The sequence below is a fragment of the uncultured Campylobacter sp. genome, from assembly GCF_937921625.1.
Taxonomy (GTDB): Bacteria; Campylobacterota; Campylobacteria; order Campylobacterales; family Campylobacteraceae; genus Campylobacter_B.
Genome location: NZ_CAKZTI010000054.1, coordinates 91273 through 112300 on the forward strand (window position 1 = coordinate 91273; position 21028 = coordinate 112300).

Below are 21028 nucleotides of genomic sequence, written 5' to 3' on the forward strand. Positions count from 1 at the left end.
GCTAAAATAGCGGCTTAATTTATAAGGGAATTTTATGGCGACATCGCAAGCACAAGAAATTTTATCGAATTTAGAGAAGGAAATTTTACCTACCGAATACTCTAGATACATTAAAAATTTGAAATTTAACGATAAAAACTCGACACCCCAATTTTTCATCTACAACGCTACTAACGAGTTTATAGCCAAATACGCTCAGACAAAATACGGCGCTAAAATAAAAGAGCTTATCAAAAAACAATTTGGATTAAACGACGTGATCGTCAAAATCACCTCAAAGGCTAAAATTTCTCCGAAAGAAAAGGTAAAAATCATCTCTGAAAAGCCTAAGAGCACGATTCTAAGTGAAAATTATAATTTTGAAAATTTTATCATCGGCGATTCAAATAAATTTGCCTTCGAGTGTTCGGTATCCGTCGCGAAAGAGCCAGGAATTCGCTTTAATCCGCTCTTTATCTACGGACCTAGCGGGCTTGGAAAAACTCACCTACTTCAATCGATCGGAAATTACTGCATTAAAAAAGGCAAAACCGTCATTTGCGTCACCAGCGAGCAGTTCGCTAATGATTTCGTCTTTAACCTTAAAAACAACTCGATTGATAAATTTAAACAAAAATACCGCAATTGCGACGTTTTGCTCATCGACGACATTCAGTTTTTGATCGGACGTGATAAAGCTCAAGAGGAGCTTTTTTATACGTTTAACGAGCTGAAAGACAAAAATTGTCAAATTGTCCTTACCAATGACCTACCACCAAAATTCCTAAAAGGTTTTGAAAGTCGTCTTACAACACGATTTGAAAGCGGCATAATAGCAAACATAACCCCGCCGGATCTAGAAACTAAAATCGCCATTATCAATAAAAAGAGCGAAGAAAATCGCGTTAGAATTCCACACGACGTCGTAGAATATATCGCCGCAAATATGGGCGATAATATCCGCGAAATCGAAGGCGCAATAAATAAACTAAATGCATATTCGTCGATACTTCGCACGAAGATCACGCTAGAATTTACCAAAAGTACACTGCAAGATCAAATTCACCAAAAATATTCAAGCGTGAGCCTCGAACACGTCATAGAGGTGATCTCAAAAGAACTGAACGTAAAACCTAGCGAACTAAAGAGCAAAACGCGAGCTAAAAACGTCGTCGAAGCGCGCCAAATTTGCATATATCTAACCAAACAGTTAACTCAAAACTCAATGCCTAAAATCGCCGCATTTTTTAATCTAAAAGATCACAGCGCCATCAGCAAAAATATCAAAAAAATCAACGAACTCATTCAAACCGACGAGATGTTAAAAATAAAGATCGAAGAACTAAAAAACAAAATAACCAAAAAGGATAAGAATGAAATTTAAACTTTATGAAAATAAAGCAAAAAAGGTAAATGAAAGTGAATAAAACAAAGCTACTTACTCACTGGATAAACTACCTAAAGACAAGCTTTAGGATAAGTTTTTCACAAAAACCACTTGCCAACTACTACAACGATAAAAATTTAAAAGGATAAAAATATGAAAGTGCTAATCACTAAAAAACTTCTAGAAGAGATAGTTTCAAATACTAGCTCCTATCTTGATAAAAAAGATCTAAGCTCGATAACTTCGCATCTTTTAATGAGTGCTAAAGATGGAATTTTCAGTATAAAAGCTACCGATCACGAAATAGGCCTTAGTTATAATCTACAAAATATATCAATAGAAACAGAGGGAGAAGCTACGGCAAACGGAGGCAAACTTCTTAGCGTTATTAAAGGCTTAAGCGACGATAGCGTTACTTTAGAAACCGTTAACGGAGCACTATTTGTAAAGCAAAAAAAATCCAAGTATAAACTTCCGATGTTTGAAACGAGGGATTTTCCAAGCTTTCCTACAATAGATGGTAAAAACAGCTTTGACGTAAATGCTGGAATTTTAGGCAGAAGCCTTAAAAAAATATATCCGTCGATAGACACCAACAATCCAAAATATGAGCTAAACGGTGCTTTAATTGACGTAAAAGAGGGCTTTATAAATTTAGTCGGAACCGATACGAAGCGACTTAGCGTTTATAAGCTGATCACTCAATCAAAAGCGGGCGAGCTAGATACTAAAATTTTAATCCCTAAAAAGGCAATAGGCGAAATTCAAAAGCTATTTTCTGATAAAATTAAAATTTACTACGACGAAAACGTGTTGCTAGCTGTGAGCGAGAATTTTGAGTTTTTTACAAAGCTTATTAACGGCAAATTTCCAAACTACGAGCGCGTGATCCCAAGCGATACGGCATATAAAATTTTAATTCCGCGCGATAAGATGGTAAGCGGCGTGCGAGCGATAAACGCGATGTGCGAGGAGATGAAGGTTACCATTAAGAAGGACGTAATGGTTTTTGAGAGCATCAACGAGGACAATTCCGAGGCAAAAACCGAAATTGAAGCAGCGATCGAGATAAACGGCGAGATAGTTTTCGGCGTGAAAAATCGCTTTTTGCTCGATTTTTTAAGTAGCATCGAGAGCGAAATTTTTGAGCTTGATTTTAACAGCTCCGATACGGCGTTTGTGCTTAGCGCGGATGGTTTAAAAACGGTCGTCATGCCGATAAATAATATTTAAAGGAAAAATATGAAACAAAATTACGGCGCCAGTAATATTAAAGTTTTAAAAGGTCTTGAGGCTGTTAGAAAGCGCCCTGGAATGTATATCGGAGACACCAACATCGGCGGACTTCATCATATGATTTATGAGGTTGTAGATAATTCGATCGATGAGGCGATGGCAGGGTACTGTGACACGATCGATGTCGAGATCACTAGCGAAGGAAGCTGTATCGTTAGCGATAACGGTCGTGGAATCCCCGTCGATATACACCCGACTGAAAAAATTCCTGCCGCGACGGTGGTTCTGACCGTGCTTCACGCAGGCGGTAAATTTGACAAAGACACTTATAAAGTCTCCGGCGGTCTGCACGGCGTGGGCGTTAGCGTTGTAAATGCGCTTTCAAAAAAGCTCGTTGCTACGATCAAACGTGACGGAAATATTTATAGACAAGAATTTGCCAAAGGAATTCCTACTACCGAGCTTGAAAAGATAAAAACTACTAATCGCACGGGTACTACGATCGAGTTTTGGCCCGACGGCGAAATTTTTGAAATTTTAGAATTTGACGATGAAATTTTATCAAAAAGATTTCGCGAGCTAGCGTATCTAAATCCAAAAATTACGATAAATTTTAAAGATAATCGCACGGGCAGGGACGAGCACTTTCACTTCGAAGGCGGCTTGGAAAGCTTCGTAAATGATATGAATAAAGCGCCTGCCATATCCAAAGCTGTATCGTTTAGTGATAGCGCGGATGATGTTATGGTCGATTTTGCGCTGATGTATAACGAAACGTATAGCGAAAATTTATTAAGCTTCGTAAATAATATCAAAACTCCGGACGGCGGTACGCACGAGGCGGGTTTTAGAGCGGGTCTTACGCGCGCGATAACAAATTACGTCGCGGCAAATGCGGCTGCGCGCGAAAAGGACACGAAGATTACCGGCGACGACGTTCGCGAGGGACTCATCGCGGTAATTAGCGTAAAGGTTCCCGAACCACAGTTTGAAGGACAGACGAAGGGAAAATTAGGCTCCAGCTACGTTAAGCCGATCGTGCAAAAGATGGCGTTTGAAGTGCTTAGCAAATATTTTGAAGAAAATCCGATTGAAGCGCGCGCTATTATGAATAAGGCTCTTTTAGCTGCGCGCGGTCGTGAAGCGGCGAAGAAGGCGCGCGATCTAACGCGCAGAAAAGACAATATAAATTCTGTAGGGACCCTTCCCGGAAAGTTAGCCGATTGCCAGAGTAAGGATGCGAGTATTAGCGAAATTTATCTAGTCGAGGGCGATAGTGCGGGCGGTTCGGCGAAGCAGGGAAGAGACCGCGTGTTTCAAGCGATCCTGCCGCTTAGAGGTAAAATTTTAAACGTAGAAAAGGCGCGCCTGGACAGGATTTTACAATCCGAAGAGATTAAAAATATGATCACGGCCTTTGGCTGCGGTATCGGCGAGGAATTTAACGAAGAGAAGCTCCGCTATCACAAAATCATCATTATGACGGACGCGGACGTCGACGGCAGCCACATTCAGACGCTGCTTCTAACATTTTTCTTTAGATTTTTGCGTCCTGTTGTCGAAAACGGCTATGTTTATCTAGCACAGCCGCCGCTTTTTAGATATAAAAAGGGCAAAAAAGAAATTTATTTGAAAGACGAAAAGGCGCTTAGCGAGTTTTTGATCGAAACGGGCATCGATATTGGCGAGTTTGAAGGTATTGGCAACGAGGATCTGATCGATTATCTAAAAATTGTCTCAAACTATCGCTCGCTTCTAAATGAGCTCAAAAAGCGTTTCAGCGTGCTTAGTGCGATCAGATTTTTAATAGAAAACGACGAAGCGCGTAGCCTCGGCTACGAGGAACTATTTGAAATTTTAAAACCGCGCCTAGAGAGTGAAGGATTTAATATCTTAAATTCCTATGTAAATGATGAAGGGATTAGAATTTACGTTCAGACGCCAAGCGGCCTAGAACAGCTTGTGATAGATGAGAATTTATTCGGCAATTATATCTTTGAAGAGGCGATTAGAATTTATTCAAAGATCAAAGATCGGGATGTAAATTTTGGTAAGGATTTTATTGAAATTTTAGACGAAATCGAAAAAAGCTCGAAAAAAGGCGCTTATATTCAGCGTTACAAAGGTCTTGGTGAGATGAATCCGGAGCAGCTTTGGGAAACCACTATGAGCCCTGAAAATAGAAGGCTTTTAAAAATCAGCATTGCAGACGCACAAAGTGCGAGCGATACCTTTAATCTTTTTATGGGTGACGAGGTCGAGCCGCGCCGAAACTACATCCAAGATCATGCCAAAGATGTTAAACACTTGGATATATAATGTCTGTTCTATTTAGTGAGACCAAAGAGCGCGAAAATCGCTTCATAACGGCACTTAAAATTTCGGTGCCGTTTACCTGCGTTTTAATTGTTTTTGGAATTATTTTGTTCCGAAACGGCGAGTTTAAATTTGACGACGTAATTTTGTTTTTGATACTTTTGATCTGCTATGTTTATTATGTCATTTATCAAATTTACTTCGGCTTTCAAAAGACGCTGATTGATCCCGTTACTCACGTGTTTGTGCGCGAGGAGATCGAGAAAATTTTAAGCAACGATCTAGCTAAAAATCGTCAAATAAATATCGTTCTTTTGCGAATTAAAAATATCATCGACATAAATGATCGATACGGATATAAAAACGGCGATGAAATTTTATACGAGTATTGTAAGGAACTTTCAAATTTTATGGCGGAGCAGGGTTTTAAGGACCTTCCGATCGGGCGCTTTATAAACGGCTACTTTGTATTCGGCGTAGAATCAAAAACTACGAATTTAAGCCATATTTTGCGAATGTTCGAGCATAAAATTTCAAGTCAAACGATTAAAAATGTAGAGATAAAAAGCGAATTTGCAATGCTTCCAAGCTCTTATGACCGAAATCTAAATAATATCGTAAATGCTCTATTTTATAAAATAAATCACCTGGACGACGAAGAGCACGGCGAGAAGGCTATTGACGTAGAGAAAGTATTAATTGACGTATTTTCCGCCGATGTAATGGAAGCGATAGATAGTGAAAATTTCAGTTTTAAATATCAGCGCGTCGCAGATAAAAACGGGGTAAAATCTCATATAAATTTAATTCCGAAACTTGATCTGCGAAGCGGCGAAAAGATCACAAAAAGTAGAATTTTAGATATTTTGCTTCTAAATCATTACGATATTAAATACGATATTTCGATGATGAGGCAGATTTCTAGGATCATCTATTTTAAGGATATCGACGCTAAAATTTTTATTGAGATTATGCCTCAAACGCTGCGAAATAACGAGTTTCGTAATGAAATTTTAAAGCTTATCGATAATAATCTGATCGATCCGAAAAAGATTGTGTTTGAGTTTAACGAAAAGCTTATCTATTCGGAGATCAAGCGCTTTGACGAAATTTTGATTAAATTCCGCGAACTCGGTTTTAGCTTCGCGCTGTCGCAGTTTGGCGGCTCGAATGCAAGCTTTGAGTATTTAAAATTTTTAGAAGTGGATTTTATCATTTACGACATAGAATTTAATAAAAATTTAGACGACGAAAAGATTAAAAATATCTTTGTAGGCATTAACGAAGCCTGTGCAAAATCAGGCGTCAAAACTGTAATGCGCTTCATAGATAAAGAGGAATTTCAAATGCAGCTTTATAAAATGGGCATCGATTATATTCAGGGATTTTGCGTCGAAAAGCCGAATGATATATCGAATTTAAGGAGAGTGCAGTGAGATACGGCGAAGAGGAAATTGTAAAATTTAACATCGAAAATTTAGAAGTTTGGCCCAACAAACAAGAGCGCGATTATCTGATAAAAATCACCCTGCCCGAGTTTTGCTGCCGCTGCCCGCGCTCGGGATATCCGGACTTTGCGACGATCTATTTGGAATATATCCCGGACAAGCTCGTAGTAGAGCTTAAGGCGATTAAAATTTACATAAATTCCTTTATGAACCGCTATATCAGCCATGAGGATAGTATAAATGAAATTTACGGCGCGCTTCAAAGTAAGCTAAAGCCTAAATTTATGAAAATCACGGGCGATTTTAATCCGCGCGGCAATGTCCATACCGTAATCGAAATAAACTCGGATCAAATTTACCGATGATAAGCTCAAATTTAGTCGAACAAATTTTTAAATCCGCAAGCATTAGCCGCTGGAACGATTACCCAAAGATGGTGAGTTTAGTCGAGCTCGACAAACAGGCGCATAAATTTATTATCGCTTATTTCATCGCTAGCTTTGAGCGTGATGTGGATATCAACTATGTGATAGAAGCGGGGATCTTTGAGTTTTTAGCGCGCATCGTAGTAACAGACATCCGCCCGGACGTCTTTCATCAGATACAAAAAACCAAGAAAAAAAAGATCAACGAATGGGTTCTAAGTGTCCTGGAAAGCGATCTTTTGCCTATTCAAAACGGCGAGTTTTTCGAGCGATTTAAAAAATATCTAAATTCCAAAGATCATAAGAAAGAAGCGGTGATCTTAAAGGCAGCGAGCTATCTCTCTACGCGCTGGGAATTTAACATCGTTTATCAAACGAGCCAGTTTCTAAACGACATCGAGGAGCTAAAAGCCAAGGTCGAGGAGGAGCTCGAGGATTATTACGAGCTAATCGGTGTGCGAAAGATCGTGATGAATAAAAAACTTGCCCGCATAGTTGATCTTAGCGGCAGACTTCGTTTTCAAAAACGCTGGGCGCAGACGCCGCGCATCCCTGAGACGTCTGTACTAGGACATATGCTGGTAGTCGCGATTTTAAGCTACTTTTTCTCGCTTGAAATTGGTGCGTGCCGTTCGCGCACGGCATATAATTTTTTCTGCGCTCTATTTCACGATTTGCCCGAAAGCCTCACTCGCGACATCATTAGCCCCGTAAAATACGGCGTCAAAGGCCTTAGCGACATCATCGGCGAATATGAGATGCGGCTAATAGACGATAAAATTTTGCCTTTCGTGCCCGAGCATATGAGAGATGATTTCAGCTATATTTTGGGTATCCGCAAAGAGGGCGGTAAATTTATAAAAGACGAGTTTGAAAACCGAACCTTCGAGTTAGGTAAAGAGCCTAAATTTGCGGAGGGCAGCCTAAAGATGTTTAATGAAGATAAATTTCGCGCAATCGACGGCAAGGCGCTTAAGTATTGCGATAAACTCGCGGCGTTTTTCGAGGCTGGAATTTCAATAAGCTACGGCGTAAAGAGTAAGGAGCTGCTTAGCGGATATAATTCGATGTTAGAGTTTTTCAAAGCCAAGCCGAAAATCGAAGGCGTCGATTTTCAGAGTGTTTGCGAGGATTTCAAAGAGCATTTCGGGCTTAATAGGATCGATTTGTAAAACCCCTTCCCAGATGGCTGCGGCACATGCGAGATCTAAGTGCTCTGCTGTATTCCTACCCTGAAGCGGTGCCTAAAAAAAGCATTGCACAGGTCTAAGAAAGGGCAAACGGGATTATATGGAAATGTTTCTTAAAGTAAGGTTATAAATGAATTTCAAAAATCATCTTCTATCCGTATTTCGCGAGGTCTTTATCCCTCATCATCGCTCTATCGAGTTTAGAGCCAAAATTTTTGCCGCGATGCTACTTGCCAAAAAGAAGCAGACCGACGAGGATTACGACGTGATCAAAGATATAGCGGGCGAAATTTATCCGGGCGACGAGCAACGCATCGGCGTACTGGTATCCATCGTAAAAGAGTATATCTTAAAGGCGAAGACCTATAAAGGCCTAAATTTAGACTCGCTTTTAAAAGAGATCGACAGAGATATTAAAAATAACAAAAAATATATCAAAAAGATCGATTTTTCGCATCTGCGCCGTCTGATCGGCGACGATGACGAGGACGCGTTGATCCAACAGCGCGTTTATGAGTTTTTTGTCTGCGAAGTCAAAGAGTACTCGTAAATTTTTATCTTAAGAATTTTTTTAGTATAATCGTCAGCCTTTAAAATAGCAAACGGAGAAAATTTTGGAAAATATCAGAAATATCGCGGTTATCGCGCACGTCGATCACGGCAAGACCACTATCGTAGATGAGCTTTTAAAACAGTCCGGCACCTTTGGTAATCACCAAGAAGTCGGCGAGCGCGTGATGGACAGCAACGACATCGAGCGCGAGCGCGGTATTACGATCCTATCCAAAAATACTGCCATCCACTACGGCGGCGTTAAAATCAATATCATTGACACTCCGGGCCACGCCGATTTCGGCGGCGAGGTCGAGCGCGTGCTAAAGATGGTGGACGGCGTACTCTTACTCGTCGATGCGCAAGAAGGCGTTATGCCGCAGACAAAATTTGTCGTCAAAAAGGCGCTATCTTTGGGGCTGCGGCCGATCGTGGTCGTAAATAAAATCGACAAGCCCGCAGCCGATCCGGACCGCGTGGTAAATGAAATTTTCGATCTTTTCGTAGCGCTTGACGCAAACGACGAGCAGCTCGAGTTTCCGGTCATCTACGCCGCTGCTAAAAACGGCTACGCAAAATACGATCTAAGCGACGAAAGCGCCGATATGAAGCCGCTTTTTGAGACGATCATCTCTCACGTTCCGACCCCTAGCGGTAGCGATGACAATCCTTTGCAGCTGCAGGTTTTCACGCTCGATTACGATAACTACGTAGGCAAGATTGGCATCGCTAGGATTTTCAACGGCACTATAAATAAAAACCAAAGTGTTATGTTAGCCAAAGCCGATGGCACGCATATAAATGGTAGAATTTCAAAACTGATCGGCTTTAGCGGGCTTGAGCGCACCGACATCGACGCGGCGGGCACCGGCGACATCGTGGCGATCGCTGGCTTTGACGCACTTGACGTAGGCGACAGCATCGTCGATCCCAATAATCCGATTCCGCTTGATGCGCTACATATCGAAGAGCCCACCCTTAGCGTAATTTTCAGCGTAAATGACGGACCGCTAGCCGGCACGGAGGGTAAATTCGTAACCTCAAATAAGATTGACGAGCGCTTGGAAGCGGAGATGAAAACCAACATCGCGATGCGCTATGAAAACGCGGGCGAGGGAAAATTTAAAGTAAGCGGTCGCGGCGAGCTGCAGATCACGATTTTAGCCGAGAATATGCGCCGCGAGGGCTTTGAGTTTTGCCTCGGGCGCCCGGAAGTTATCATCAAAGAGATCGACGGCATCAAATGCGAGCCTTTCGAGCACCTAGTTATCGACGCGCCCGATGATTGCACCGGCACCGTCATCGAAAAACTAGGCCGCAAAAAGGCCGAGATGAAGGTGATGAACCCTACCGGCGATGGGCAAACGCGTATGGAGTTTGAGATCCCGGCGCGCGGTCTTATCGGCTTTCGCTCGCAGTTTTTGACCGATACTCGCGGCGAAGGGGTGATGAATCATAGCTTTTTGGAATTCCGCCCTTTCATCGGCGCGGTCGAGAAGCGACAAAACGGCGCGCTCGTGAGTATGGAAAACGGAGTGGCGCTAGGATACAGTTTGTGGAATCTGCAAGATCGCGGCGTGCTTTTTATCGCTCCGCAGGCGAAGGTTTATCTGGGTATGATCATCGGCGAGCACAGCCGTCCGAACGATCTGGACGTCAATCCGATCAAGGGTAAAAATTTAACCAACGTCCGCGCCAGCGGTAGCGACGATGCGATCAAGCTCGTGCCGCCGCGTGCGCTAAATTTAGAGCGCGCGCTGGAGTGGATCGAGGAGGACGAGCTTGTGGAGGTTACGCCCGTAAATATCCGCGTGCGCAAGCGATACTTAGACCCTACGACGCGCAGACGAATGGCGAAAAAATAGAATTTCAAAATGAAATTTTAAAATTCGGCGTGAAATTTAGCTTTTAAATTTCACGCCTTTTTTATAGGCAAATTTTAAAATTTACGCTGCTAAAATTTTGCTAGGAGAGGCAATGAATCTTGTTTTATTCGACTTTGATGGCACGATCACGCGCGATGATTCGCTGCTCGAGTTCGTCGCCTACGTAGTCGGATTTAAGAAATTTTTTCGCGGGATTTTGGTGCTATCGCCCATTTTAGCGGCGTATAAGCTAGGTCTTGCGAGCAATAATTTTACGCGCAGAAAGCTCTTGGGCTACTTTTTTGCGGGCATGAGCGCCGATAAATTCGATAAAATTTGCAAAAAATACTCCACCACTCACATCGAAGATATCCTAAAACAAAGCGCGATGGACAAGATCGCAAGCTACAAAGCCGCAGGCGATAAAATCGTCATCGTCACTGCCTCGCTCGAAGATTGGCTACGTCCGTGGTGTGACGCACAGGGCTTGGAGCTTTTAGGCACTAAAATACGGCGCAAAGGCGGCATTATCACGGGCGAGATCGAGGGGCATAACTGCTACGGCGCGCAAAAGGTCGCTCGCGTGCGCGCGGCATATGACGTGAGCGCGTTTGATCGCGTTATCGCTTACGGCGACAGCAGAGGCGATCGCGAGATGCTCGAGTTTGCCGATGAGGCGCACTACAAGGTGTTTGAGTAAATTTCTGCGACCACAAAGCTTAAGCGATAGTATCTGCGACGACTGCGCTTTTGCCGTGGGTCAGAATTTAGCTCACGCAGAATTTTATCCTTTTAAATTTATCTCGCTTATCTAGGGGATTTTGTTACAGCATGGATTTTGAAATTCGCAGTGCGGGTAAATTCTAAAATTCCGTCGTGTATAAAATTCTGTTCGTAGCGTAGAATTTTACTTTGAATGGAATAGATATTCTAAAACCGAGCGAGCGTGAGATAAAATTTTAAATTTTAGAATTTTACGAAATTTTGCAGCTACAAAAATTCCAAAATTTGCAGATCGTAAAATTCCACTCGCCGTGTGCGAAGCGGAATTTTGAAATTTCAAAATTCCGCGCCTTAGAATTCTAAGGTCTAAAGCATGTTGTAAATTCCGTCTAGCAGGAAGTATTTTTTATCCGCAGTGCCGCGGTAAAATGGCTCGAAAGTGTCCTCATAAGCCTTTTTGAAAAAGCCCTCTTTGCTTAGCTTAATTAGATCGGCATTGATGAAATCAAGCAGGCTTTGATTGCCTTTTTGCACGCCGACGCCTAAGAATTCCGCCGCGCCTAGGTTTTTAAACGGCACTTCGAGCGTATCGTCTACTACGGCGTAGGCTAGGACGATGATGTTGTCATTGGCGTAGCCGTCGGCTCTGCCGTCCTTCATCATCGCATAGCACTCGGAGGTATTTTTGCAGTAAACTAAATTGCTAAATTTCTCTTTGCGTAGATAGCGCTCGGTCATTGAGCCGTTGGGATTTTTTTCGATTGAAATTCTCATATCACGAACTTGCGCGAAATCCCTTACTTGATCCTCTTTACGCGTTACAATGCCAAAATTTACCGATAGATACGGAAGTGAGAAATCCACCTGCTTCTTACGCTCTTGCGTAATCATAAAGGTGCCGATGACCATATCGACCTTGTTATTTTTCAAAAACGGGATTCTATCGCCTGCGGTTACGGCTACGAACTGCACTTCGCCCTTTTTATCGCCGAAAATGTCTTTGGCGATTGAGCTAGCAAGCTCGATTTCAAAACCCTCAAACTTGCCGTTATTAGACTCGCTTAGCGGCGGACGACCTTCGCGCACGCCTACTCTGATAACCCCTGCCTGCCTGATTTCATCTAGTGTATTTGCAAAAATGCTAGCGTAAAATAAGGCTAAAATAAAAAGTAATCTCATAAAAAGCCCCCTACTTTTTAGTTTTCGGAATAATTATAGCACTATATATTTTAGAGAAAATAAATGCAAGCGGTTTAAAATTTAATTACCGCGCGTATGCAGGTTTGAAATTTAGGGGCAAAGCGGGGATTTAAAATTTTGCAAATTTGCTAAATTTTAAATCCCAAGATTTATTCGTTATGCAAACTGCCTTCGATAAATTTTATATTTTGATTCCTAGCTCGCTTTTATAGCAAATCATAAATTCCATCTAAAAGGAAGTATTTTTTATCCGCCGTGCCGCGGTAAAAAGGCTCAAAGGTATCCTGATAAGCCTTTTTGAAAAAGCCCTCTTTACTTAGTTTTACAAGCTCTGCGTTGATAAAATCAAGTAGCTCCTTATTTCCTTTTTGCACGCCAATACCGATGAAATCGGGCTTGCCGAAGTTTTGAAACGGCACTTCGAGCGTATCGTCCACGACGGCGTAGGCTAGCACCGTGATATTTAGATTGACGTATCCGTCGGCTTTGCCGTCACGGATCATCGCGTAGCATTCGCTTGTACTTTTGCAGTAGCTTACGTTGCTAAATTTCTCTTTTTTGAGATAATTATCTACGGTCGTGCCCTCTTCGGTTATGAGCCTCATATCGCGCAAACGCGATATATCTTTGATGGCGTCCGCTTTGCGAGTTAGTACGCCGAGATTGGTCGAAAAATACGGCATCGAGAAGTCTACATGATTTTTGCGCGCCGAATCGATGACGAAGGTAGCTGCAACTATATCGACTTTATTATTGACTAGATATGAGACGCGATCGGCGGCGCTTAGAGAGACAAACTGCACTTCGTCTTGTTTAGCGCCGAAAATCGCCTTTGCGATCGCATTGGCAAGCTTGATCTCAAAGCCTTCAAATTTACCACCGCTAATCTCGCTAAAAGGCGGTCTGCCGTCTCTGACGCCTACTCTAATGACGCCGCTATTTCTGATCTCTTGCAGCGTGTTTGCAAAAAGCCCTGCACAAAGCAAGATCAAAGTAAAAAGTAGTTTCATTTGCCGCTCCTTTGTTTAGGTTATTTACGGCTAATTCTAGCGAAATTAAAATCAAAAGGCGCTTTTTTGGGCTAAATTTATTTGTCGTTTGCTTTTTATGAAATTTCAAGACGCCGTTAAATTTAGCCTTAGATTTGATATAATCGGGCAAAATTTAAGCGAGGGCGATATGAAAAATTTTATCTTTTTGTGGCTTTTGCTTGCAGGCTGCGTTTTCGGCGGCGCTAAGGATGACCCGAGAGTTTCTGCTTCACAGCAAGCAGAGTCAAATTTATCGCAGCCAAATTTTGAAATTTTTTACGATGAAAATGCTAGCGATGCGCAGATAGATGCGGGCTTGGACGCGCTTTTGGAATTCGCGGCGCAAAACAGGGGCAGGATCGACGAGGATTTCGGGGAGTTTAAAGATAGAATTTTCACTGCTTTCATTTTTAATCCGAAGGTGCTGCGAAATTCAAAATTTGACTTCGAGCGGATAGAAAAAATCCTTAAATTTAAACCAAATCTCAATTACGGCGGAGACGGCGGTTTTTTCTCGCCGCTAAAGCTCGCGATCTTTTTCGGCTCGAAATTTAGCGGCGAGACGGCAAAGCTTTATCACTTTGATAGCGCCGATGCGATGCGGCTTTTAGAGCTTTTGGTGCAAAACGGCGCGAACGTCAAGGCTAGCGGGCTGCTGCGAGATGCCGCGGCAAACGATAATTTCGAGGCATTTAAGTTTTTGATCGCAAACGGCGCGCGAGATACGAAAGACGTGGTCGGCTCGGTTGCGGGCAGCGAATTAATATTTTTAAGCGATAACAACGTTTCTATTCTCGGATATAAGGAGGCGCTGCCGCTTGCCGCGAGGGAGTTTGCCGCGGGCGCCAAATTTAAAGAATTCCGTGACGGGAGATTACGCTATGTGGAGGAAATTTTAAAATTTCAAAGCTTTGCGAGCATCGATAAAAAGGAGATCGAAACACTTATCAAAGTAGCTGTGGTGCTGGATGACGAGATGACGGCGAAATTTCTGCTCTCGCACGGTCTGTGCGAGCAGAAAGAGCTTTGCGAGTTTCTAAAAGCGCAGGCGAAAACTTACGACGCTGTAAAAATTTCTAAAATTTTAAGCTGCAAAGAAAAGTAAATTTTAAAATTTGAGCAGCTATGGCGGTGCAAAGCAGATAAATTCGCTATTATAATTGCGCCAGTCGCAGCCGCTCTACTTTGTCATTTAACGCGAGCGAAAAAGCAAAATTTGTTCCGCCTAACCTACCCTCCTCCGCTTATCAAACAGCTCGCTATTAAGTTCATTCGAGATAAATTTTAATGTATTTGCCAGACAGCGCGGCGGCGAAGGTAAATTTTAAAATTTAGCCGCTCGCTACTAAAATTTCAAGGTTGCTTTCAGCTTTAGTGTGCCGCAAAAGCGCACTATATATTGTGTTCAGACACAATCAAATAGCTTGTAAGACGCGAGCTTTTCAAATAGTCTTGCATTAAATTTACATCTGCCACGCGAATTCAAACTATAAAATTTTAATTCTATTTCCTTTTAATTTCACGATCTTTTTGTCATTTACGAGCTTCGTAATCGCCTGAGAGACGTTTTGGCGAGGCGCTCCGAGCAGGCTTGCCAGCGTCATTATATTAAAGGGAAGCTCCACGATCTTATCTGCGTTTGCGATGCGATTTAAAAAATTTAAAATCCGCGTCTGGATTTTTGCAAAGACGATCTCTTTAATTAAAATTCGCTGCGAGTAGATATTTTTGATAAGCGCGTTTATGATCGAGCTTGCAAACTCGTCTCCAAGCAGCCCAAAAAGCTCCGAGATGTTGATCTGCAGCGTCTCGCAGTCGCTTAAAATTTCAAGGCTAGTATTTTTATCCAAGCAGACGTAGGCGCCGCTTTTTACGAAGCTAAAGATAAATTCCTTGCCGTTTTCGTAGCAGTTTAGCTTCGCCCTGCCACGCAGCAGAATGATAAATTTAAACTTCTGCGCGTAGATCACGTCGCCGCGCGCATAGCTCTCGCGCCTAAATTTAGCAATCCGCTCCCTGCTTAAAAAGTCGAATTTCTCGCTGTAATCGTTATTTAGTCTATCTATCATAGCAGCTCTTTGCATAAAATTTCACGTAAATTTTACTTAAAAAGGATAAATTCGTCGCAATCGCGACAAATTTAAATTTATCTTTGATTTATAATTCGCGTTAAAGACAACCCAGAAAGGATACTTTATGAGGAAAATTTTTATCTCATTTATCTGTGCGTGTTCGCTTTTCGGCGGAGAGGTGATCTCTAAAACCGCTACGATCTCGCAAGACGGCAAAGCAATCGGCGAGGCTGAAATTTTAACGCCGATCGAGGTAATATCCAGCGATGGCGGCGTTGCCAAGATTAAAATTAAAGGCGTCGTGAGCGAAAACTATCAGCTTCAAATCCAAAAAAATATGAAAGAGGCTGAAATTTACGCGATTTTTACGAACGAAGTCGAAGCAAATTTTAAAAAGGGCAAAAAGCTCGAGGACGATTACGGCGAGGTTTGGTACGAAGTCGAGGGAGTTTATGAGATCAGTTCGGATGCCGTAGCTAAGGACGCTAAGGCGCTTTATGCGGAGGCAAAGACGAACTACGAGCAGATCTGCTCAGCGTGTCACCGCCTGCATGAGCCAAAGAGCTTCACGGCAAATCAGTGGCCTGCAAATTTACAAGAGATGATCAATGCAAACTACGTAGCGCTCGAGGGCGACGAGCTAAATTTGATCATAAAATATCTACAACACAACGCAAAAAAACCTGAATGATAAAGGAGATCAGATGAAAAGGCGAGACTTTTTAAAGGCAGGGATTTTAGGCGCAAGCGCAGCAAGTGCTAGCAGGATTGAGGGAGTAACGCAGACGATTTTTGATAACAAAAAGGTATTCGGCGCGAATAGATTCGGCACTTTTTGGCTAAATTTAAACTCATCGCAGATAGTTTCGGTAAGCGATTTTGAGGGCGATAAATTTCCAAACACGATGAATTACAGCCTACCTGATTCCGTGCAGAACGAAAACCGCGTGCTATATCCGATGGTGCGCAAAAGCTATTTAAAGGCAAAAGGCGCGGCAAAGAGCGAACTGCGCGGTAAAGAGGAGTTCGTACGCGTTAGCTGGGACGTAGCGCTTGATCTAGCCGCAAAGGCTTTGAAAGAAAATTTCGACAAATACGGCGCCGAGGCGATCTACGGCGAGTGCTACTGGTGGGGCGGCAGCGGCAAGATCGGCTGGGGACGCACCGTAGCGCACCGAATGCTTAAAATTTTAGGCGGCTACGTAGAGGAAAGCGGCGATTACTCCACCGGTGCGGGGCTTGTTATAATGCCTCACGTGCTTGGCTCAAGCGCCGTTTATGACGCGCCTACTACGTGGAAAGCGATCGTCAAAAACGCTAAAAACGTCGTATTTTGGGCGACCGATCCTGCGGTAACCAATCAAATTTCATCCATTCCGCCTACGCACGACGGCTACATCGGCATGCAAGAGCTTAAAAAATCGGGAATCAAAACCTACAGCGTAAACGTGATGAGAAACGACACCGCGCGCTACTTCGGCAGCGAAGATATCATCGTGCGCCCGAATACCGACACCGCGCTCATCATCGGTATGTGCCATTATCTGTTTACGAACAACCTCTACGACGAGGAATTTATCAAAAAATACACGGTCGGATTTAATAAATTTAAAGACTACTTCCTCGGCACGCAAGATAAAGTCGTAAAAGACATCGAGTGGGCGAGCAAAATTTGCGGCGTACCTGCGGGCACGATAGCGCAGTTTGCGACGCGCCTGGCTAAAGAGCCTACGACCGTGCTGATCGGCCGCGCGCTACAAAGAGCCGACCACGGCGAGCAGCCTTTTTGGGCGCTAGTGGTGCTAAACGCGATGCTAGGACACGTGGGTAAAGAGGGGCTAGGATTTGAGTTTAGCCTAGGATACGACTCCGCGGGCGCTACGGACAAGATCGCTCCGGTGCTAAAAGGCCTAAGCACTCGCATCGACGAGAAATACGAAAACGTAGACGGCGCGCCGTGGAAAACGACTAAAAACATCACCATCCCGTCCTCTCGCAGCATCGAGGCGCTAGAGCATCCGGGCAAAGAGATCGACTACGACGGCACTAAGATCAAGCTGCCGCACATGAGAGTGGCATACATGGCTTCAGGCTCGATGTTTACGCGCCATCAGGATGTAAACAACATCGTAAAACAGTGGCGTAAATTTGACACCGTTATCACCGCCGAGCCATACTGGACTAGCACCGCAAAATTTAGCGACATCGTGCTGCCGGTAGCTATCGAGGTCGAGAGAAACGACATCAACCAAACGGGCTCTACGGGCGAATACATCGTGGCATATAAACCTGCGATAGAGCCGATGGGCGAGAGCAAGAGCGACTTTTGGATCTGCGAGCAAATCTGCAAACGCTGGGGTAGAGGCGAGGTATTTAGCGAGGGCAAGGACGAGCTAGGCTGGATGAAGGAATTCTACGCCGACGCGGCCGAGCAGGCTAAGGGGCTAAGCTTAACCATGCCTAGCTTTGAGGAATTTTATGAAAAAGGCTACGTGAGGTTTGAAAAGGACAACACCGAAACCGAGCTATACACGCGTCTAGCGGCCTTCCGCGAAAATCCGGCCAAAAACCGCCTAGGCACTCCGTCGGGTAAGATAGAGATCTACTCGCCGACGATAGCGAAGATGAACTACGCCGACTGCCCGCCGATGCCTACGTGGATCGAGCCAAAAGAGTGGCTAGGCAACGCTAGCAAAAAGTACCCGCTACACGTCGTTAGCCCGCACTCTCGCTACCGCCTGCACAGCCAGCTAAACAACTCTATCATTAGAAATTTCGCCGAAGTTAGCGGTAGAGAGCCGGTTTTAATCAATCCAAAAGACGCCAAAGAGCGCGGCCTAGCCACGGGCGACGTCGCGCGCGTATTTAACGACCGCGGCGAGATACTAGCGGGCGTACTAGTCACCGACATCGTGCCTGAGCGCGTCGTAGCTATCTGCGAGGGCGCGTGGTACGACCCTGAAAAATGGGGCGAAAAGAGCCTCTGCCAGCACGGTTGCGTAAACGTGCTAACTTTTGACAAAGGCACGTCAAGTCTCGCGCAGAGCAACTCGGCTCACACCGTGCTAGCCCAAATCGAGAAATTTAAGGGGGAGATTAAACCTATACAAGCGTTTAGTAAACCTAAAATCCTACAAAGTATTTAACGCGTCGTCTCGCGAGTGCTTTTGAGAGAGATTTGAAATTTTAAGTCTGCGGCAGACTACTTGTCTAGCCTTGACTTAAAATTTCTGCACAACTCTCAAAATCATCTCGCGATACTTCCGCTTGTCTTTTCGCGCTCAGATTTGCAATTTATTGAATTTGGGCGTAAATTTTGCACAGACTAAAAACTCTGCTAAAATTCGCTCAAATTTAATCCAAAGGCCGCGCCGTGCAAATTCCGAATTTGATCCAAAATTTTATCCGCAAACGCATCGTTTCAGAGTCCGTTTTGCTGCCGTTTTTCTATCCTGACGAGGGCGAGTTTGAGAGTTTTCAGGAGGGATATAGGCTCGCTAGCCGCAAAACTGGCGAGGAGCTTGCGGACGATACGCCCGGACAGTGGCGAAAGAGCTGGCGGGTCATCGCGCGTAACGGCATGGACGATCCGTTTTTTGTGGATTTTGCCCTCGGGGACGCCTCGCCCGTGTATTTTGCCTATCACGGCGCGGGCTCGTGGAAGCCGATAAAGGTAGCGGACGACATCGTTAAATTTGAAGAAATTTTAACCGCCCTTGCCGCGCTTAAAAAACCCTGCTCGCTTGATGCGATCGCGCCGCTTACTGATTTAAACAACGAATTTTACCGCGAGCTGGCGGACGATTACGCGCGGAAAGATGAAGCGCGCGCGGAGCCCGAATATAAATATTTCAGCGTTTTCATCGAAGACTTGGGTGCCGATGAGGTAAAAACGCTAGTGTTTTTAAAGAAATTTTTTGACGACGAGAGCTTTGCGGCGACAAAAGATAGGACGCAAAATTTGCCGCTTTGCGTATTTAACGGCATAGAGGAGCTGGCACTGCCGTTGCAAGATAAGCTTGCCTCGCTCGGAGTTAAATTTCACGTCCGCGAGATAACTTTTAGCGAACTTATCGCCCGTCATGGCTAATTTATCCAAATTTCGCTATCATACGCCGCATTTTTTAAAAAGGATAAATATGAAAAAATCACTGCTTTTCGTCGCGCTTTGCGCTTTTGCCGGACAGCTTGCGGCTGCTGAGATGCCTGCTGCTTGCGAGGAGTACAAAAAGGTTTCTTACGAGTTCATCGACGCGATGGAAAAACAAGCCAAAGCTCAGGGCAATAAGGAATTTAGTGCGGAGGCGACGAAAAAAGAGTTTGAGGCCGACTACGCTAGCATAAAAAAGCTAAGCAAGGAGGAGCAAGAAGTCGCTTGCCATAAGGGCACGGCCGAGGTTAAAGAGATTACGAATATGCTAAAATCAAGCGGATTGCTAAAATAATTCGCTTTTTTGGCTAGGATAGGCTAGGCGACGCAAATCTCGCAAAATACCGCGGTTAAGCGTCGCTACGCCTCATCTAAATTTGTGCTTAAGAAAGCTAAATTTGCCGCTTGGTTTAAATTAAACGCGGCGACAAACGTCTCAAATCCGAGTTAAAGCAAATAGCGCGATATTTTAGCTCTTAAATTTAGCGTCTTTTGCGCCGAATTTACGCTAAAATCTCACTTCTGCGCCGTAAAAATCTCTCCGCTAAATATCGCTTTTGCCGTGTAAAAGCCCACGATACCTATAAAAACGCATAAGATGGCAAAACCCGCCGCCCCCGCAAACAAGAAAAATTTGATCCCGCTAAACTCAAACGCTCGCAAAAATGCGATGCTAGCCGCAGCCGTCGGGAAGGTAAACGCCCACCACGAGAGGAAAAATTTAAGCCGCAAAAAGCTTTTAAACATAAAAAGGATGAGAAGCGCGAAAAATAGCGTGATGTAGAGCATGATCTTCGCCGTGACGTCAAAGCTGCCGGTGAGCTTGACGTAGTCCAAAAACGCCATCGCAGGCGGCGCGATCACGATAAAAAGCGTCGGGATAAATTTCTGCGGCATCTGATCGTGAAAGATGATGCGGTAAAACAAAACCGCAAAGAGCACGGGCCAAAAAAATATCCCGATCGCAAAGTAATACCACGCAAGCTCGTTTGTGGCGGGCGCGGCTAGCGGGACGAAGAGATTGCCCACGATCGGGATGAACCACGCGGGGTTTGAGTGTGCGATCTGGACGTTATTTTTGATCCAAAAAGACACGACGTGCAGCGTAATAAAGGTCTGAAACGCGACGCCCACGCAAAAAAGCGCGTCATAAACTGGCGCGAAATTCCGCCAGAGCGAAGCGACTAGCAGCGTGCCGATCGAAAATGCGGCGAAAAAATTTACGCGCACCGGGTGGAAAAACTCTGCCTTGCAAGCCTGCGGGTATCTGATTAGTTTTGCCACGTAACAAGCGCAGATGAGCGCGTACGCTAGGCTCGCCGCGCCGCGTAAAATCTCAAAAACCGCGCCTGAGATATCAAATATCAAATTTAGCCGCTCGTATGCGAGAGCCAGTCCGCCAAGCCCCATAACTACGGTGTAAAACATGATCGGAAAGTGCTGCAGCCAGCTTG

At 44.2% G+C, this 21028-nt stretch carries 20 protein-coding genes, 1 other RNA gene and 1 pseudogene; 16 read left to right on the top strand and 6 right to left on the bottom strand.

Annotated features, from left to right (window positions below; genetic code table 11):
• The first annotated feature begins 34 nt into the window (after window positions 1–34).
• From dnaA to Q0101_RS08900, 7 genes and pseudogenes are all read left to right on the top strand, one after another.
• Complete coding sequence (dnaA, locus tag Q0101_RS08870; protein ID WP_297944543.1) at window positions 35–1363, top strand: chromosomal replication initiator protein DnaA; 1329 nt, start codon at window positions 35–37, stop codon at window positions 1361–1363.
• A 29-nt stretch (window positions 1364–1392) separates the two neighbouring features.
• Complete coding sequence (locus tag Q0101_RS08875; protein ID WP_297944547.1) at window positions 1393–1515, top strand: hypothetical protein; 123 nt, start codon at window positions 1393–1395, stop codon at window positions 1513–1515.
• A 4-nt stretch (window positions 1516–1519) separates the two neighbouring features.
• Window positions 1520–2599: a DNA polymerase III subunit beta gene (gene dnaN, locus Q0101_RS08880; protein WP_297944550.1), complete on the top strand. Its 1080-nt coding sequence runs from the start codon at window positions 1520–1522 to the stop codon at window positions 2597–2599.
• A gap of 9 nt (window positions 2600–2608) precedes the next feature.
• Window positions 2609–4921: a DNA topoisomerase (ATP-hydrolyzing) subunit B gene (gene gyrB / locus Q0101_RS08885; protein WP_297944552.1), complete on the top strand. Its 2313-nt coding sequence runs from the start codon at window positions 2609–2611 to the stop codon at window positions 4919–4921.
• On the top strand, window positions 4921–6354 hold the full coding sequence (locus tag Q0101_RS08890) for an EAL domain-containing protein (RefSeq protein ID WP_297944556.1): 1434 nt from the start codon (window positions 4921–4923) through the stop codon (window positions 6352–6354). The genes gyrB and Q0101_RS08890 overlap by 1 nt, the downstream gene beginning before the upstream one ends.
• Window positions 6330–6728: pseudogene (queF, locus tag Q0101_RS08895) on the top strand (preQ(1) synthase); the annotation flags it as partial. The gene Q0101_RS08890 and the pseudogene queF, both read left to right, overlap by 25 nt.
• Entirely contained in the window at window positions 6728–7963 is a 1236-nt protein-coding gene (locus Q0101_RS08900) for an HD domain-containing protein (protein ID WP_297944562.1), read from the top strand. The pseudogene queF and the gene Q0101_RS08900, both read left to right, overlap by 1 nt.
• 3 nt (window positions 7964–7966) lie before the next feature.
• Here Q0101_RS08900 and ffs read toward each other — a convergent pair.
• Window positions 7967–8064: signal recognition particle sRNA small type (ffs, locus tag Q0101_RS08905), an RNA gene on the bottom strand.
• A gap of 47 nt (window positions 8065–8111) precedes the next feature.
• On the opposite strand from ffs, the gene Q0101_RS08910 reads away from it, so the two are divergent.
• From Q0101_RS08910 to Q0101_RS08925, 4 genes are all read left to right on the top strand, one after another.
• Window positions 8112–8531 carry a hypothetical protein gene (locus Q0101_RS08910; RefSeq protein WP_297896890.1) on the top strand — a complete coding sequence of 140 codons (420 nt, stop codon included), beginning with the start codon at window positions 8112–8114 and terminating at the stop codon, window positions 8529–8531.
• Window positions 8532–8595: 64 nt separating this feature from the next.
• Window positions 8596–10398 carry a translational GTPase TypA gene (typA, locus tag Q0101_RS08915; RefSeq protein WP_297944565.1) on the top strand — a complete coding sequence of 601 codons (1803 nt, stop codon included), beginning with the start codon at window positions 8596–8598 and terminating at the stop codon, window positions 10396–10398.
• 112 nt (window positions 10399–10510) lie between these two features.
• The gene (locus Q0101_RS08920) at window positions 10511–11098 is read left to right on the top strand and encodes an HAD-IB family hydrolase (RefSeq protein ID WP_297944568.1); all 588 of its coding nucleotides are present in this window, start codon (window positions 10511–10513) and stop codon (window positions 11096–11098) included.
• Window positions 11091–11213 carry a hypothetical protein gene (locus Q0101_RS08925; protein ID WP_297944571.1) on the top strand — a complete coding sequence of 41 codons (123 nt, stop codon included), beginning with the start codon at window positions 11091–11093 and terminating at the stop codon, window positions 11211–11213. Before Q0101_RS08920 ends, Q0101_RS08925 begins: the two co-directional genes overlap by 8 nt.
• Window positions 11214–11305: 92 nt before the next feature.
• Here the strand turns inward: Q0101_RS08925 and Q0101_RS08930 are convergent, their stop codons facing one another.
• The 3 genes from Q0101_RS08930 to Q0101_RS08940 form a co-directional block, all read right to left on the bottom strand.
• A complete protein-coding gene (locus Q0101_RS08930) occupies window positions 11306–11461 on the bottom strand; it encodes a hypothetical protein (protein WP_297944574.1) in 156 nt (51 codons plus the stop codon).
• 26 nt (window positions 11462–11487) lie between these two features.
• Window positions 11488–12300: a transporter substrate-binding domain-containing protein gene (locus tag Q0101_RS08935; protein ID WP_297944577.1), complete on the bottom strand. Its 813-nt coding sequence runs from the start codon at window positions 12298–12300 to the stop codon at window positions 11488–11490.
• Between the two features lie 227 nt (window positions 12301–12527).
• Window positions 12528–13331, bottom strand: coding sequence for a transporter substrate-binding domain-containing protein (locus tag Q0101_RS08940; RefSeq protein ID WP_297944580.1), 804 nt, complete (start codon window positions 13329–13331; stop codon window positions 12528–12530).
• Between the two features lie 97 nt (window positions 13332–13428).
• On the opposite strand from Q0101_RS08940, the gene Q0101_RS08945 reads away from it, so the two are divergent.
• Window positions 13429–14457, top strand: coding sequence for a hypothetical protein (locus Q0101_RS08945; RefSeq protein ID WP_297944582.1), 1029 nt, complete (start codon window positions 13429–13431; stop codon window positions 14455–14457).
• Window positions 14458–14839: 382 nt separating this feature from the next.
• On the opposite strand, the gene Q0101_RS08950 is transcribed toward Q0101_RS08945, so the two are convergent.
• Complete coding sequence (locus tag Q0101_RS08950; RefSeq protein ID WP_297944585.1) at window positions 14840–15421, bottom strand: Crp/Fnr family transcriptional regulator; 582 nt, start codon at window positions 15419–15421, stop codon at window positions 14840–14842.
• Between the two features lie 127 nt (window positions 15422–15548).
• Here Q0101_RS08950 and Q0101_RS08955 point away from each other — a divergent pair, with 127 nt between their 5' ends.
• From Q0101_RS08955 to Q0101_RS08970, 4 genes are all read left to right on the top strand, one after another.
• Entirely contained in the window at window positions 15549–16115 is a 567-nt protein-coding gene (locus Q0101_RS08955) for a hypothetical protein (protein WP_297944588.1), read from the top strand.
• Window positions 16116–16128: 13 nt separating this feature from the next.
• Entirely contained in the window at window positions 16129–18570 is a 2442-nt protein-coding gene (locus tag Q0101_RS08960) for a molybdopterin-dependent oxidoreductase (RefSeq protein WP_297944590.1), read from the top strand.
• 227 nt (window positions 18571–18797) lie between these two features.
• Window positions 18798–19514 (top strand): hypothetical protein, encoded by a 717-nt coding sequence (locus Q0101_RS08965; protein WP_297944593.1) that lies wholly within the window; start codon window positions 18798–18800, stop codon window positions 19512–19514.
• 49 nt (window positions 19515–19563) lie between these two features.
• Window positions 19564–19869: a lactoferrin binding protein gene (locus Q0101_RS08970; RefSeq protein WP_297944596.1), complete on the top strand. Its 306-nt coding sequence runs from the start codon at window positions 19564–19566 to the stop codon at window positions 19867–19869.
• A gap of 221 nt (window positions 19870–20090) precedes the next feature.
• On the opposite strand, the gene Q0101_RS08975 is transcribed toward Q0101_RS08970, so the two are convergent.
• The coding region (locus Q0101_RS08975; protein ID WP_297944599.1) for an SLAC1 anion channel family protein at window positions 20091–21028 on the bottom strand (938 nt) is incomplete at its 5' end.